Below are 15,200 nucleotides of genomic sequence, written 5' to 3' on the forward strand. Positions count from 1 at the left end.
GGCTTGCCTGCGATATCGGTGTGTCAGTACCAGATGGGTTGGCTGACCCACCGCTATCGCAGGCAAGCCAGCTCCCACAGGGTTTTGTAGTGTTGCGGGTTACTTCGGCAGGGGCGTGAGCACCTCGGCCTTGTCATCCAACACCATCACCACCAGCAACTTGGCCGGTTTGGTCTGGCTGGCATTGCTCGATTCAAAATGCCGCGACCCCGCTGGCTCATAGAACGATTCACCGACCTTGTAGGTGATCGCCTTCTCATCATTCACCCGCGAGGTGATTTCGCCTTCCAGCACGTAGGCCACGGCGGTGCCGGTGTGGCTATGGGGTACGGTGGCTTGCCCAGGTGCATAGTCCACGGTGAGCATGATGGTTTTCTTGCCGGGCACATTGGTCAGCGCGTGTTCTTGCAGGACCTTGATCGATTCCTGGTTGTACACCGGTTGGTGGGCAAAGGCGCTGAGGGAGGCGAGCATCAGGGAGGCAGCGAGCAGTCGTTTCATGGCGAAGTTTCCGAGTAGTTCGAGACCTGTCCACCCTACGCCGCGTGGCCGGGGGCACCAATAACCAATCCGGCGGTAAATCCCCTAGCCAATCTGCTGCAGGATGTCGCGCACCCGGTCCAGGGCCGGGTCGATGTCCAGGGTTTCGATAGCGCCAAAGCCGATGATCAGCCCCGGGCGTACCGGCGCGTCATGGAAAAACACGTCCAACGGGTACAGGCCTACTTCCACCTGGCGCGCCAGCTGAATCAGCAGCGGGATATCCACCGCCACCTTGCACAACGCCGCCATGTGGAACCCGGCCACGGTGGGCACTGCTTCGAACCAGGGCGACAAGTCCCCGGCCAGCCGTTGCAGGATGCGCTCGCGGCGCCCGGCATACACGGTGTGGCAGCGGCGGATGTGCTTGAGCAGGTAGCCTTCGCTGATGAACTTGGCCAGCGCCCACTGCGGCAAGGTGGAGCTGTGCTGGTCGGTCAATTGCTTGGCTTTGAGCACGGCGCCGTGGATCGCCGGTGGCAGCACCGCGTAGCCCAGGCGCAACTCGGGCAGGAGGGTTTTGGAGAAGGTGCCGACGTAGGTCACCACGCCACGGTTGTCCATGCTTTGCAGGGAATCGGTGGGGCGGCCTTCGTAGCGGAATTCGCTGTCGTAGTCGTCTTCGATAATGATCGCCCCCAGCTCGAAGGCCCGCGCCAGCAACGCTTCGCGGCGTGGCAGGCTCATGGGCATGCCGAGGGGGAATTGGTGCGACGGCGTCACGTAGATCAGGCGCGTGCCGTCGGGGATCTTATCGACCTGGAGACCCTGTTCGTCCACCGGCACACTGGCGACGCTGGCCCCCATTGCCATGAACAGCTGGCGTGCGGGGCTGTAGCCGGGGTCTTCCATGGCGACGATGCTGCCCGGTTCCAGCACCACGCGGGCGATCAGGTCGAGGGCCTGCTGCGCGCCGTTGGTGACCACGATATCGCTGTCACGGCATTTGACGCCCCGCGAGAACGCGATATGCCCGGCGATGGCACTGCGCAGGGCGGGCAAGCCTTCGGGCTGGCTGTAGAAACCACTGTTTTGCGCGATGCGCCGCAACGCATCCTGGGTGCAGCGCCGCCATTCGTCCTGGGGGAACTGATTGCGGCTGGTGGCGCCGCCGATAAATTCGTACCGCAACGTGGCATCGCGCGTGGGGTGGCGCATGGGCGAGGGCAGTGATTGCCACCGGGCCAGGCTGGCGGCGCACGCCAGGTCGGTGGCCGATTGCGGGCGTTCCGCCTGCAGCGCATGGGCGTTGACGAAGGTGCCGCGACCGGTCTTGCCCACCAGCAGGCCTTCGTAGGTCAGGGTGGCGTAGGTGTCGGACACGGTCTTGCGCGACACTCCCAACTGTTCGGCCAGCAAGCGGCTGGGCGGCAATTGCGCACCGGCGGCCAGGCGCCCGGCGCTGATGGCTTCGCGCAGTTGCTGGTAGAGCTGTTCGGCCAGATCCTTGCGGCCGTTGATCACGACGTGCAGTTCCATGTTGTATCCCAAGGCTTCAGTCTGCGCCAAGACTACGCGCTGGCGCGGTGGGTGCAAAATGGTCTGCGCATAAACCGGCCGATTGGCTATAGGGCTTATGCCGTGGGGGTTCTAGGCTGGGGTGTCATTTCAGAGAAACACGCCATGGAACCCCGCCTGGATTACTACACGGCTTCACCGCAAGCGCTCAAGGCCATGTTGATGCTGGAGGCGAACACCTTCGGCCTGTCGATCGAACAGCCTTTGCTGGAGTTGATCAAGATCCGCGTCTCGCAGCTCAACCACTGCGGCTTCTGCACCGACATGCACTCGATGGCGGCGCGCCATCGTGGTGAGACTGAGCGGCGTTTGTTTGCGCTGTGTGTGTGGCGCGATTCACCGTTTTTCACCGCACGGGAAAAGGCCGCATTGGCCTGGAGCGAGTCGGTGGCGACGTTGCCCACCTCCCTGGTGTCGGATGAGCTGTTTGCTTCCGTGCGTGTGGAATTCAGCGAAGAGGAACTGGTGGACCTGACCATGGCGGTGTCCAGCATCAGTGGCTGGAACCGCCTGGCGGTGAGCTTTCGCCAGCAACCGCCGAATGTTTGATCAGGAAAGGAACCCACCATCCACATTCAGCGCAACGCCAGTGGTGTAGCTCGACGCATCGCTCGCCAGGTACAGCACCGCACCGGCCATCTCGCTCGGGTCGGCCACGCGCTTGAGTGGGATCTGCGCCAGCGCGGTTTTCAGGATGGCGTCGTTCTTCACCAGTGCCGAGGCGAACTTGGTGTCGGTCAGGCCCGGCAGCAGGGCGTTGCAACGAATGCCGAACGCGGCGCATTCCTTGGCGAACACCTTGGTCATGTTGATCACGGCTGCCTTGGTCACCGAGTAGATGCCCTGGAACACGCCTGGGGAGATGCCGTTGATCGACGCCACGTTGATGATGCTGCCACCGCCGTTCTCGCGCATCAGCTTGCCGGCTTCCACCGACATGAAGAAGTAGCCGCGAATGTTCACGTCGACGGTCTTCTGGAACGCGCCGAGGTCGGTGTCCAGCACGTTGCAGAACTGCGGGTTGGTGGCAGCGTTGTTGACCAGGATGTCCAGGCGGCCGAACTGTTCGCGGATACCGGCGAACACCTGGGTAATCTGCTCCATTTCACCGATGTGGCAGGCAATGGCCGTGGCCTTGCCGCCGTCGGCGATGATCGCGTCGGCCACGTGCTGGCAACCGTCCAGTTTGCGGCTGGAGACAATCACGTGGGCGCCTTGCTGGGCCAGCAACTTGGCGATGGCTTCGCCGATGCCACGGCTCGCGCCGGAAACAAAGGCAATCTTGCCGTCGAGGTCGAACAGGTTGGTCTTGGACATGGGGGTTCCTTAGAGGGCTGATTTAGCGATCACATTCAGGCTCATCTGCTCCAGCAGCTTGTTCATGTGGATGAACTGCGCAAAGCGTTTGTCCTGGGTCTGGCCATGGAAGAAGCGGTAGTAGATCTGCTGCACGATGCCGGCTAGGCGGAACAGGCCGTAGGTGTAGTAGAAATCGAAATTGTCGATCTGGATGCCCGCGCGTTCGGCGTAGTAGTCCACGAACTGACGGCGGGTCAGCATGCCGGGAGCGTTGCTCGGCTGACGGCGCATCAGTTGCACCGGCGCAGGGTCAGCGGCTTCGATCCAGTAGGCGAGGGTGTTGCCCAGGTCCATCAGCGGGTCGCCGAGTGTGGTCAGTTCCCAGTCCAGCACGCCGATGATCTGCATCGGGTTGTGCGGGTCGAGGATCACGTTATCGAAGCGGTAGTCGTTGTGCACGATGCTCGATGTCGGGTGGTCGGCCGGCATCTTGTCGTTGAGCCAGGCGCGCACGGCTTCCCAGCGCGGGGCGTCGGGGGTCAGGGCTTTTTCGTAGCGATCGCTCCAGCCGCTGATCTGCCGCGCCACATAACCTTCGGGCTTGCCCAGGTCGGCCAGGCCGCACGCGGTGTAGTCCACCTGATGCAGTTCGACGAACTTGTCGATGAAACTCTTGCACAGTGCCTCGGTCTTGGTCGCGTCCAGGCCCAGCTCGGGCGGCAGGTCGGAGCGCAGGATGATGCCGTTGACCCGCTCCATCACATAGAACTCGGCGCCGATCACCGACTCGTCGGTGCAATGCACGTAGGCCTTGGGGCAGTACGGAAAGCCGTCCTTGAGTTGGTTGAGAATGCGGTATTCGCGGCCCATGTCGTGGGCCGACTTGGCCTTGTGACCGAAGGGCGGGCGGCGCAGGACGAATTCCTGGCCAGGGTATTCCAGCAGGTACGTCAGGTTGGACGCGCCGCCCGGGAACTGGCTGATGGTCGGCGTGCCGCTCAGGCCGGGGATATGGGCCTTGAGGTAGGGATCGATCAGGCTGGCATCAAGTTCTTCGCCTGCTCGGATCTGGGTCGATTGGTCGTTCAGCGCCATGCTTATCCCTTCTGCTTATTCTAAAGGCCTCGGACTATTTCCTAATCTAATGCGCACCACCGCCCAGCGACAAGGTCGGGGCGGCTTAATAGGTTAGCGTGTTGGATGATGATCAGCGTGCCTGATCGGTCATTTTGCGGGCGGGGGTAATGCGACGGGGGTGAGCACCGGGCGCCCGGCGAAGTATTCCAGCAGGTTGTCGGCCACGCGCTGCACGGTGTCGTGGGCGGCTTCCGGCGACAGGCCGGCGACATGGGAGGTCAGCACGGTGTTGCTCAAGCGCTTGAGGGCGTCGGGCACCTGGGGTTCGTCGTCGAATACGTCCAGGGCCGCGCCACCGATGCGGCGTTGCTCAAGGGCGGCCACCAGGTCGGCGGTGACCACCACGCTGCCGCGTCCGATGTTCACCAGGAAGCCATTCGGCCCGAGTGCGTCGAGGGCGTGGCGATCGATCAAGTGGCGGGTGCTTGCGCCGCCGGGCGTGGCGAGGATCAGGAAGTCCGAGGTGCGCGCCAATTCTACGGCTGTTGCGCAGTAGGTGTAGTCCACATCATCGCGCGGCTGGCGGTTGTGGTAGCTGATTTCCATGCCGAAACCCAGGGCTGCACGCTTGGCGATCTCCAGGCCCACGGCGCCCAGCCCGAGAATGCCCAACTGCTTGCCGCCCAGGGACGGGCGCATGACCTTGGGCCATTCGTTGCGCCGTACGGCGGCGTCGGTCTGCGGGATGCCGCGCACCAGCGACAGCAGCAGCGCCATGGCGTGGTCGGCGACCGAAGGTGCGTTCACACCGGCGCCGTTGGTGACGACGATCCCGCGATTGCTCGCGGCTTGCAGGTCCACATGTTCGTAGCCGGCGCCGATCACGCAGATGATTTCCAGCAGGGGCAGGGCGGCGATTTCTTCGGCGTACAAGCCCAGCGGGCCACGGGTCAGCACGGCCTTGATCTGCCCGCCGTGGGCCTTGATGGCCTGGGCGCGCTCGGCGGGCGTTGGCGCCAGAATCACATGAAAGTCATTGCTCTCGATGATTTGCAGGTATTCATTGATGGTTTCAACCAGAACCAGAACAGTGGTGGACATCGGGAGGCTCTTCCTGAAGGGTTTGAGGGGGGAGTATGCGGGATTTGTAAGACAGAGCGTTTTACTGAGATAGAAAATTTTCTTCTTTCGTAAGGCCATTCTGAATTTCCTGGCCGTTCGTCCCGGGTGTATTTGCTGGGCCAGACTTTGCGGACTTTCCCTCTAGCAGAGACGACATGGATGCCTGTTCCTGCAACGCTCGAAGAAGAGATTCAATGGACCCCGTATGGATACAAACACTTCCCTCCGACCGCTGTATCCTGGAGAACAGTCATTGCCGGAACCTTGGACGGTCCGGCCAAGTACAGGCCAGGTATTGCTATTGAAATACTTGAAAGAGAGGCCTATAAAAATGGGACGCCAGCCACCCATGGGAGGCCTTGGAAAGTGATGGAGCATCAACACTGTATAGGTGCCTGCCAAGGCAGACTCAGTCGCTGGGTTCGAATAGAACTGAGCGGTGGCGCTATCCACGGTCATCCTATTTCTGAACAGGAATTCAGGAGGTTAACAAATTGATTTCACTCAAGTTCGCCGGTGGCACGATCACTCACGACGATTTGTCGCTCCTGCAGGAGGGCGCCGTGTCGGAGCAGGTCGATCTGCTGAAAGAAGACATGCTTCAGGTTGAATTTGCTGGCGGCTTCCTACTGGATGTAGGTTGGTATCCGGAGTTCGATGCAGCGGGTGGTTTTCGGATAAATGTCATCAGGAATTACGACTGGGGCCGGCCTGTCGTTGCACTGACGGCGCACGAAACTGCTGAGCTCCTGGAGAAACTGGATATTGCGCAGAACGCCATAAACGGCGAACTGCACAATTCTTCTTTGGGACACTCAGCTTTTTAGCCGCTCACCCCCAAATATCCGTAGCCTTGACCCGTTTCACAAACGCCCCCGCCAACGTCGCATTGTGATGCTCGATGATCGCGTGCGCGTTGAGCGCTGGAGTGTCCATGCAGGTGTGGCCATCCTCGGGCAGTACCACCGAAAACCCCAGCTCAACGGCCACTCGGCAAGTCGTGTCGATACAGAACTGGGTTTTCATGCCCACAATCACCAGCTCGTTGACCTGTGCCGCATTCAACTGCTGCGCCAGGTCAGTCCCCAGAAAGCAGCTCGGGCGGGTTTTATTGAACAGGTGGTCGCGGGATTCATCTACGTCCAGGCCTTGCCACAGCTGCCACAGCGGGCTGCCTGCGGCGATGGGCGAGCCTTCTGGGCCGGTGTGGCGGGCGACGAATATCGGCGCGTTGGCGTTGCGGGCGCGTTGAATCAGTTGGTTGATGGTGGCGAGTACACGTTCGCGCTCAAACGGCTTCTGCGGGCCGTCGTAGAGGCCGGTTTGCATGTCGATGACCAGCAGGGCGTCAGCCATGGTGTTGCTCCTTGTGATTGCCAGGTGGGCGGAGCAATAAAAAGGCCCCGTCCATTGCTGGCGGGGCCTTGGGTTGAATCTGTGAAGTGTTTAGCTTGACCACCCACAGCCACCGCGCGACCCGCCGATAGCGGTCGTGGTGGTGGTGCGGGTGAGGTGCAGCTGAATAAGGTTCATGGCCCGATCATGCTGATATCGACGCCAGGTTGTCAACAAATGTGTCCGCCAAAGGTGCGGCGTGTCGATATACCACGCCACCGTTCCTCAGCTAAGTCTTTGCTTATTCACAAGAATCCCGGACAATCCGGCCCCTTCTATGGTCGGGGCGCTGCCTGTCAGGTTTTTCTGACTCGTCCCGGCCGTGTAAATGCGGAGATCCGACCGGATGAATGATCAGGCCAATAGCGTTGACGAACGCTATGCATCGACACCTGCAACCCTCACAAGCTGGAGCCGCCAGGACACCACCTGGATGCTGGGCCTGTTCGGCACGGCCATTGGCGCCGGCACCTTGTTCCTGCCCATCAACGCGGGCCTGGGCGGTTTCTGGCCGCTGTTGATCCTGGCGCTGCTGGCATTCCCGATGACGTTCTTCGCGCACCGTGGCCTGACCCGCTTCGTCCTGTCCGGTCATGACGGCTCCGATATCACCGACGTGGTCGAAGAGCACTTCGGCATCACCGCTGGCGCGATGATCACCTTGCTGTACTTCCTTGCGATCTTCCCGATCCTGCTGATCTACAGCGTCGCACTGACCAACACCGTCGGCAGCTTCATGGAACACCAACTGCACATCATGCCGCCGCCACGGGCGATCCTGGCGTTTGTGCTGATCCTCGGCCTGCTGGCCGTGGTGCGTTGCGGTGAGCAAGTGATCGTCAAGGCCATGAGCCTGATGGTGTATCCGTTTATCGTCGCCTTGCTGTTCCTCGCGGTGTACCTGATCCCACATTGGACCGGTGGCATCCTCAGCACCGCCAGTGTGGTGCCGGAGCCCTCGGCGCTGCTCAGCACTCTGTGGCTGGCGATTCCGGTGATGGTGTTCTCGTTCAACCACTCGCCGATCATCTCGGCCTTCGCGGTGGACCAGAAGCGCCAGTACGGCGCACATGCCGATGAGCGCAGCTCGCAGATCCTGTCCCGCGCGCACCTGTTGATGGTGGTGATGGTGCTGTTCTTCGTGTTCAGCTGCGTGCTGACCCTGTCGCCGGCGCAACTGGCCGAGGCGAAAGCGCAGAACCTGTCGATCCTGTCGTACCTGGCCAACCACTTCGACAACCCGACCATTGCCTTTGCCGCGCCGTTGATCGCGTTCGTGGCGATTGCCAAGTCGTTCCTGGGCCACTACATCGGCGCCAGCGAAGGCCTCAAGGGCCTGGTGCTCAAGACCGGTCGCCGTCCTGCACCGAAGACCCTGGACCGCATGACCGCTGCGTTCATGCTGGTGGTGTGCTGGATTGTCGCCACGCTGAACCCAAGCATCCTCGGCATGATCGAGTCCTTGGGCGGCCCCGTGATTGCGTCGATTCTGTTCCTGATGCCGATGTACGCGATTCGCAAGGTGCCGGCCATGGCCAAGTACCGTGGGCAGGCGTCCAATGTGTTCGTTACGGCGGTAGGCCTGGTGGCGATTACGGCGGTGGTGTATTCGTTGATTGCTTGAGCCTGAGTACGGCCTCTAAGACTGTACAGTTCTAAAGTGTGGGAGCTGGCTTGCCTGCGATAGCGGTCTATCAATCACTGCATTGGGTGACTGACACACCGCTATCGCAGGCAAGCCAGCTCCCACAGTTGTTTTGTGGTGTTGCAAATACTGAATTGCAGGCATAAAAAAACGCCGCGTATCGTGAGATACGCGGCGTTTTTTATTGCATCAACACCTTAGGCTTGAATCACCGGGATGTTGGCGCTTGCTGCGATTTTACGGAACTCGGCGATCTGGTCGAAGTTCAGGTAGCGGTAGACGTCACTGGCCATGGTGTCCAGTTTCGCTGCGTAGCCCATGTACTCTTCGACGGTCGGCAGGCGACCCAGGGTGGAAGCAACTGCCGCCAGCTCGGCCGAAGCCAGGTAGACGTTCGCGCCGTCACCCAGACGGTTCGGGAAGTTACGGGTCGACGTCGACACCACGGTCGAATTCGGCTCGACACGTGCCTGGTTACCCATGCACAGCGAGCAGCCCGGCATTTCCATGCGCGCGCCAGCCTTGCCGTAGATGCCGTAGTAGCCTTCTTCGGTCAGTTGGTGAGCGTCCATCTTGGTCGGCGGCGACAGCCACAGACGGGTTGGCAGCTGACCCTTGACCTGTTCCAGCAGCTTACCGGCAGCGCGGAAGTGACCGATGTTGGTCATGCACGAACCGATGAACACTTCGTCGATCTTCTCGCCGGCAACGCTCGACAGCAGACGGGCATCGTCCGGGTCGTTTGGCGCGCAGAGGATAGGCTCGTTGATTTCCGACAGGTCGATCTCGATGATTTCGGCGTATTCCGCGTCGGCATCGGCTTCCATCAGCTCTGGGTTGGCAACCCAGGCTTCCATCGCTTGGGCGCGACGTTCCAGGGTGCGCGGGTCACCGTAGCCTTCACCGATCATCCAGCGCAGCAGGGTGATGTTGGAGTTCAGGTACTCGGTAACGGACTCTTTCGACAGCTTGATGGTGCAACCGGCAGCCGAACGTTCAGCCGAGGCGTCGGACAGCTCGAAAGCCTGTTCCAGCGTCAGGTCGTTCAGGCCTTCGATTTCCAGGATGCGGCCAGAGAAGGCGTTCTTCTTGCCTTTCTTCTCTACGGTCAGCAGACCCGATTGGATCGCGTAGTAAGGAATGGCATGAACCAGGTCACGCAGGGTGATGCCAGGTTTCATCTTGCCTTTGAAGCGCACCAGGATCGATTCCGGCATGTCCAGTGGCATTACGCCAGTGGCTGCGGCGAACGCGACCAGGCCCGAACCGGCCGGGAACGAGATGCCCATCGGGAAGCGGGTGTGGGAGTCACCACCGGTACCGACGGTGTCCGGCAGCAGCATGCGGTTCAGCCAGCTGTGGATGATGCCGTCGCCTGGACGCAGCGAAACACCGCCACGGGTCATGATGAAGTCAGGCAGGGTGTGGTGGGTGGTCACGTCGATCGGCTTTGGATAGGCCGCGGTGTGGCAGAAGGACTGCATTACCAGATCGGTCGAGAAGCCCAGGCACGCCAGGTCTTTCAGTTCATCACGGGTCATTGGACCGGTGGTGTCCTGGGAACCCACGGTGGTCATCTTCGGCTCGCAGTAGGTGCCAGGACGAACGCCTTTGCCTTCTGGCAGGCCGCACGCCTTGCCGACCATTTTCTGTGCCAGGGTGAAGCCTTTGCCGGTATCGACAGGGGCTTCAGGCAGTTTGAACAGGTCGGTAGGGCCCAGGCCCAGCTCGGTACGTGCCTTGTCGGTCAGGCCGCGACCGATGATCAGCGGGATACGGCCGCCAGCGCGGACTTCGTCCAACAGCACCGGGGTCTTCATTTCGAAGGTGGTGATGACTTCGTCGGTGCCGTGCTTGCAGACTTTGCCAGCATGCGGGTACAGGTCGATCACGTCGCCCATGTGCATGTCGGAAACATCGAATTCGATTGGCAGTGCGCCGGCATCTTCCATGGTGTTGTAGAAGATTGGAGCGATCTTGGTGCCGAAGCAGAAACCGCCAGCGCGCTTGTTCGGTACGTAAGGGACGTCGTCGCCGAAGAACCACAGCACGGAGTTGGTCGCCGATTTACGCGACGAACCGGTACCGACTACGTCACCGACGTAGGCGATCGGGATGCCTTGGCCGCGCATCTCTTCGATCTGCTTCATCGGGCCGGTCTTGCCTTGCTCGTCCGGCACGATGCCTTCGCGAGCCATTTTCAGCATGGCCAGGGCGTGCAGCGGGATGTCTGGGCGGGACCAGGCATCGGGAGCAGGGGACAGGTCGTCGGTGTTGGTTTCGCCGGTCACCTTGAATACGCGCAGGCTGATCTTGTCGGCCAGGGTCGGGCGGTTGCTGAACCACTCGCCGTCAGCCCAGGACTGAATCACGGCTTTGGCGTGTTCGTTGCCGTTCTTGGCTTTTTCGGCCACGTCGTGGAACGCGTCGAACATCAGCAGGGTGTGCTTGAGTTGGGCGGCGGCGACAGGTGCCAGCTCGGCATCGTCCAGCAGCTCGACCAGGGTCACGATGTTGTAGCCGCCTTGCATGGTGCCAAGCAGTTCAACAGCGCGCTGTTTGCTGATCAGGGGGGAAGTGGCTTCGCCCTTGGCCAGGGCAGACAGGAAACCGGCCTTGACGTAGGCAGCTTCGTCAACACCAGGTGGAATACGGTTGGTGATCAGGTCAACGAGGAATTCTTCTTCGCCAGCCGGAGGATTTTTCAGCAGCTCGACCAGGCCTGCGGTTTGTTCGGCGTTAAGCGGCTGGGGAACAATACCCAGGGCTGCACGCTCTTCGATATGTTTGCGGTAGGCTTCAAGCACAGTTATTACCCTCATCAGTGGTCCCACGGGACGCTCATCCAGAAATGAACGGCACGCATGCGCTCGGGGGCTTTTTGGGCCGCAAAGCCAGCGCTGCCGGCATTCCTCACAGAAGCTGCTTTCAAAGTTTTACGCCTGCAGAACGGGGCTGATGAGGGTTGGCGAGGGCATTGACCTACCGAGTCATTGACCATCGCCAACACCGTTCTGAAGGAACGACTGTGCTCGTGACGCTTTGAAAACAGCTTCCAGCGGATTATTGGCGCCTTACAAGGCCGGATGATTCTACGGCAAAAAAAATCTAAAGGTAAGTTGCCTAACCAAGTTTGCAGGGTGATCAAGGTTAGACAAAGGGCTAACATGGCGCATTGTTTCGCTGATTTGCGTGTTGTTACCCATGCCCAACCAAACCATCAAGACCCCCTGCGTAGGCCTGTGCTCCACGGTCTACGGCGATCTCGTGTGCCGTGGCTGCAAGCGTTTCCACCATGAAGTGATCCAGTGGAATGGCTATAACGAAGAAGAAAAACGTGCGGTCTGGCTGCGCCTGGAGCAACTGCTGGTGCAGGTGATGGCCGGCAAGGTGGAGGTTTTCGACCCCAAGACCCTGCGCGGGCAGCTGGAACAGCGCAAGATTCGCTTCGTGCCGCACCAGTCGGAGTATTGCTGGGCGTACCAGTTGATTGCCCGGGGCGCGCGGGTGATCTCCAATCTGGAGGCCTATGGCATGGTGCTGTTGCCGGAGTTTCGCGATTGGGCCTTGCCGGATTTGCGTGATGCGATTGATCGGGAGTTTTTTATCTTGTCTGAGGCGCATTACCAGCGCTATATCGCGCCGGGGTTTCTCAGGGACGTCTTTTCCAACTGATAACACCTAACCCACTGTGGAGTGGGCTTGTGTGGGAGCGGGCTTGCTCGCGAAGGCGTTCTGTCAGTACCAAATATGTTGTCTGACCCACCGTATTCGCGAGCAAGCCCGCTCCCACACAAACCCGTTCCCACAGGTTGAACTGCATTGTTTTCAAGGCTTGCTGGCCAGCTCTTCCAGGTGATCCATAAGGCTCGTCGGCTTGAGCACCAGCGCATCACTTTCCAGCTGGTCGAGTACAACCTCCGCCGTATTGCCGATCAACGCGCCGGAAATGCCGGTACGCGCCACGGTGCCAATGATGGTAACGGCGGCGCTGTACTTGTGCGCCGCAAAGGGAATCAGCACGTCGGCAGGGCCTTCCTCGATGTGCAGCCTTGAGTCGTCGATATCAAACTCGGCCTGGAAGGCGCGGCACTGCTCCCGGTAGCGCGCTTCAATGGTTTCCTTGAGCTGGAACGTCGGGTCCGCCGCCGACAGCATCGGCGAGGGATGGGCGCTGATCACATGCAGTTGGGCCTTGGCCAGGCTGGCGATGTCGAAACCATGGCCGACGATTTCCGCGTGCAGTTCACGGTGTTCTGCGTCGGTATTGCCCACATCGATGGCCGCCAGGATCACGCCCCCAGCCCATGGCGTAGACGTCTTCACCAGCAGCACCGCCGTGGGGCAATAGCGCAGCAGCTTCCAGTCCGCCGGCGTCAGCAAGGCCTTTTTCAGCGGGCTGTCGGGAAAGTGTTGCTTGATTACCAGCCCGCAGCCTTCGGCCTGCTGCACATCAATGATGGTTTCATGCAGGCTGTCATTCCACGCCTGTTCGGTGGTGACGCTGTAGCCATCCTCCTGCAAGCCGGCCTTGAGCAGGCTCAGCAGCGCCGAATGCTCATGCTTCTTGTCGCACACCAGCAGATGCAGGTGCGCGCCGGTGACCCCGGCAATCAGCTTGGCGCGCTTGAGGGCCAGGCTTTCCGAATGCTCGGGCTCGATGACCACCAGGATGCTGCGGATGGCTTGCATGATCGGGTTCTCCATGAAAAAGGGGGGCATGGAACAACTATAGTTGCTGCCCGGCGCACGGCATGTTGATACACATCAAGGCCAGTGGCTGGTGGTCTGCGGCGTGGTCGGTATAATCGGCGCCCTTTTGTGATCCTTTGCCCGTGAGCCCGATGAACCTGCCCGAAATCCACGAATTCCTCGGCTGCCGCACCCCTGACGCCTGGGTCCAGGCTGCCTTGGCCGATCAGGAAACCCTGCTGATCGACCACAAGAATTGCGAGTTCAAAGCCGCCAGCACCGCCCTGAGCCTGATCGCCAAGTACTACAGCCATGTCGACCTGATCAACATGATGTCGCGCCTGGCCCGAGAAGAACTGGTGCACCACGAACAAGTCATGCGCTTGATGAAAAAGCGCAAGATCGAACTGCGCCAACTGAATGCCGGGCGCTACGCCTCGGGTTTGCGCAAAGTCGTGCGCACCCATGAGCCGGTCAAGCTGGTGGACACGCTGGTGGTCGGCGCCTTTATCGAAGCGCGCAGTTGCGAGCGTTTCGAAGCACTGGTGCCGCATTTGGACGAAGAACTTGGCAAGTTCTACTTCGGCCTGCTGAAAAGCGAGGCGCGCCACTTTCAGGGTTACCTCAAGTTGGCCTACCAGTACGGCGACGCCAAAGACGTGCCTCTGGTGATCGAGCGAGTGCGGGCAGCCGAGCAGGAATTGATCGAGTCACCCGACGTCGAGTTCCGCTTTCACAGTGGCGTGCCAGCCTGAGGCGACGGCCACGCCGATCAATGCGGTGATGCCTGCCAGCAGCAGGATCACCGTTTGCACGCCCAAGGGCGCGGCCAATACGGCAATCATCAGGCCCGCCAGCGGTTGCGGCAGGTTGTTGAGCAAGGTGATCACGCCCACGGTCTTGCCGAAGTCCTGCACCGGAATCACCTTTTGCCGCACGCTGCGCATGTACACGCTGTACATCTTGTCGAAGCCGATCACCAGCAAAAAGCCCAGGGAATATAGCCATAGATTGGGGCTGAGCGCCGTGATCAGTGCGCCGAGGGCAATCATTGCGTAGGACAGCCCACCGAGCAGCTTCAACGGCAAGGTGGCGCGCGCCAGGTAGAACAGAATGACGATGGTCACCAGTGCGCCGCCCGCTTGCAGCAAGGCGTAGGCGTCCTTGTCGGCGGCGTACAGGCCAGTGACCATTGCTGCGGATGTGGCCAGCGTGACGCCGATGATCAGGTTCACGCCCATCGTCAACGCAATCAGGCGCTTGAGCCCGGCGAGGTTGTGGATATGCCCAAACGCAATCCGCAGCGGTTGCAGCCAGATATCCCGATGCTGCTCGAAAACGGCCGGGGCGACCGTGTTGGAGCGTTGCCACACGCCCATCGCTAGGTCCGCTAACACAAACAGCCCAGCAATCCCTAGCACCACCCAATGCCACGCCCAGACTTCCAGCATCAGCGCCGCCACCAGTGGCCCGAGCACCAGGCCGCTTTGGTCGGCGATCTGTGAATAGGACAGGGTCTTGGCATAGCTGTACTGCTGGAAGATATGCGGCATTAGCACTTCGCGGGCCATGATGCCCTGGGTGGTCAACACCCCGCACACGGCCGACAGCAGCACGATCCAGTAGATGCCGTCGAACAGGCCGAACAGCGCCACAGCCAGCACGCAGGCCAGCGCCCGATAGACCTGGCTGATATGCAGGATACGCACCGGCGGGTACTTGTCGCACAACGCCCCGCACAGCGGAAACGCAAGAAATCGCGGCAAGGATTCGACGAAAAACGCCAGCCCGGCCCAGGAAGCACTGCCGGTAGTCTGGAAGACGATCAGCGGCACGATAAACAGCAGGATTTGATCCGCCAGCCGCGACAGGAACAGCGAGACAAAAAACGCCAGGTAATCCTTGCGCATAC

The 15,200-nt window shown here is 60.6% G+C and carries 14 protein-coding genes; 5 read left to right on the forward strand and 9 right to left on the reverse strand.

What is annotated here, in order from left to right:
- Positions 1–99: 99 nt before the first annotated feature.
- Positions 100–501: a cupin domain-containing protein gene (locus J1G37_RS18635; RefSeq protein ID WP_207044268.1), complete on the reverse strand. Its 402-nt coding sequence runs from the start codon at positions 499–501 to the stop codon at positions 100–102.
- Between the two features lie 84 nt (positions 502–585).
- Positions 586–2,019: a PLP-dependent aminotransferase family protein gene (locus J1G37_RS18640; protein ID WP_207044271.1), complete on the reverse strand. Its 1,434-nt coding sequence runs from the start codon at positions 2,017–2,019 to the stop codon at positions 586–588.
- Positions 2,020–2,163: 144 nt separating this feature from the next.
- Between J1G37_RS18640 and J1G37_RS18645 the strand changes: the two genes are divergently transcribed.
- Positions 2,164–2,607 (forward strand): carboxymuconolactone decarboxylase family protein, encoded by a 444-nt coding sequence (locus J1G37_RS18645; protein WP_207044273.1) that lies wholly within the window; start codon positions 2,164–2,166, stop codon positions 2,605–2,607.
- Here J1G37_RS18645 and J1G37_RS18650 read toward each other — a convergent pair whose 3' ends face one another.
- The 3 genes from J1G37_RS18650 to J1G37_RS18660 all read right to left on the reverse strand — a co-directional run bounded on the left by J1G37_RS18650 (position 2,608) and on the right by J1G37_RS18660 (position 5,535).
- Positions 2,608–3,375, reverse strand: coding sequence for an SDR family oxidoreductase (locus J1G37_RS18650; RefSeq protein WP_207044276.1), 768 nt, complete (start codon positions 3,373–3,375; stop codon positions 2,608–2,610).
- 9 nt (positions 3,376–3,384) lie between these two features.
- A complete protein-coding gene (locus J1G37_RS18655) occupies positions 3,385–4,452 on the reverse strand; it encodes a phosphotransferase family protein (RefSeq protein WP_207044278.1) in 1,068 nt (355 codons plus the stop codon).
- A 129-nt stretch (positions 4,453–4,581) separates the two neighbouring features.
- A complete protein-coding gene (locus J1G37_RS18660) occupies positions 4,582–5,535 on the reverse strand; it encodes a 2-hydroxyacid dehydrogenase (RefSeq protein ID WP_207044281.1) in 954 nt (317 codons plus the stop codon).
- Positions 5,536–6,050: 515 nt separating this feature from the next.
- On the opposite strand from J1G37_RS18660, the gene J1G37_RS18665 reads away from it, so the two are divergent.
- Positions 6,051–6,383 (forward strand): hypothetical protein, encoded by a 333-nt coding sequence (locus J1G37_RS18665; protein ID WP_207044284.1) that lies wholly within the window; start codon positions 6,051–6,053, stop codon positions 6,381–6,383.
- 4 nt (positions 6,384–6,387) lie between these two features.
- Here J1G37_RS18665 and J1G37_RS18670 read toward each other — a convergent pair whose 3' ends face one another.
- Complete coding sequence (locus tag J1G37_RS18670) at positions 6,388–6,912, reverse strand: cysteine hydrolase family protein (protein WP_207044285.1); 525 nt, start codon at positions 6,910–6,912, stop codon at positions 6,388–6,390.
- Positions 6,913–7,297: 385 nt separating this feature from the next.
- Here J1G37_RS18670 and J1G37_RS18675 point away from each other — a divergent pair, with 385 nt between their 5' ends.
- A complete protein-coding gene (locus J1G37_RS18675) occupies positions 7,298–8,575 on the forward strand; it encodes a serine/threonine transporter (protein ID WP_207044288.1) in 1,278 nt (425 codons plus the stop codon).
- Between the two features lie 218 nt (positions 8,576–8,793).
- On the opposite strand, the gene acnB is transcribed toward J1G37_RS18675, so the two are convergent.
- Positions 8,794–11,403 carry a bifunctional aconitate hydratase 2/2-methylisocitrate dehydratase gene (gene acnB / locus J1G37_RS18680; RefSeq protein WP_207044366.1) on the reverse strand — a complete coding sequence of 870 codons (2,610 nt, stop codon included), beginning with the start codon at positions 11,401–11,403 and terminating at the stop codon, positions 8,794–8,796.
- Between the two features lie 397 nt (positions 11,404–11,800).
- Here acnB and J1G37_RS18685 point away from each other — a divergent pair, with 397 nt between their 5' ends.
- Positions 11,801–12,271, forward strand: coding sequence for a DUF1289 domain-containing protein (locus J1G37_RS18685; protein ID WP_207044291.1), 471 nt, complete (start codon positions 11,801–11,803; stop codon positions 12,269–12,271).
- Positions 12,272–12,424: 153 nt separating this feature from the next.
- On the opposite strand, the gene J1G37_RS18690 is transcribed toward J1G37_RS18685, so the two are convergent.
- On the reverse strand, positions 12,425–13,288 hold the full coding sequence (locus J1G37_RS18690) for a universal stress protein (RefSeq protein ID WP_207044293.1): 864 nt from the start codon (positions 13,286–13,288) through the stop codon (positions 12,425–12,427).
- Positions 13,289–13,440: 152 nt separating this feature from the next.
- Between J1G37_RS18690 and miaE the strand changes: the two genes are divergently transcribed.
- A complete protein-coding gene (gene miaE / locus J1G37_RS18695) occupies positions 13,441–14,043 on the forward strand; it encodes a tRNA isopentenyl-2-thiomethyl-A-37 hydroxylase MiaE (RefSeq protein WP_124527550.1) in 603 nt (200 codons plus the stop codon).
- Here the strand turns inward: miaE and J1G37_RS18700 are convergent.
- Entirely contained in the window at positions 13,999–15,198 is a 1,200-nt protein-coding gene (locus tag J1G37_RS18700; RefSeq protein ID WP_207044295.1) for an MFS transporter, read from the reverse strand. The two genes, miaE and J1G37_RS18700, sit on opposite strands and share 45 nt — an antisense overlap.
- Positions 15,199–15,200 lie beyond the last annotated feature (2 nt).

Origin of the sequence: Pseudomonas sp. Marseille-Q1929, from assembly GCF_017316265.1 — a bacterium.
GTDB lineage: Bacteria > Pseudomonadota > Gammaproteobacteria > Pseudomonadales > Pseudomonadaceae > Aquipseudomonas.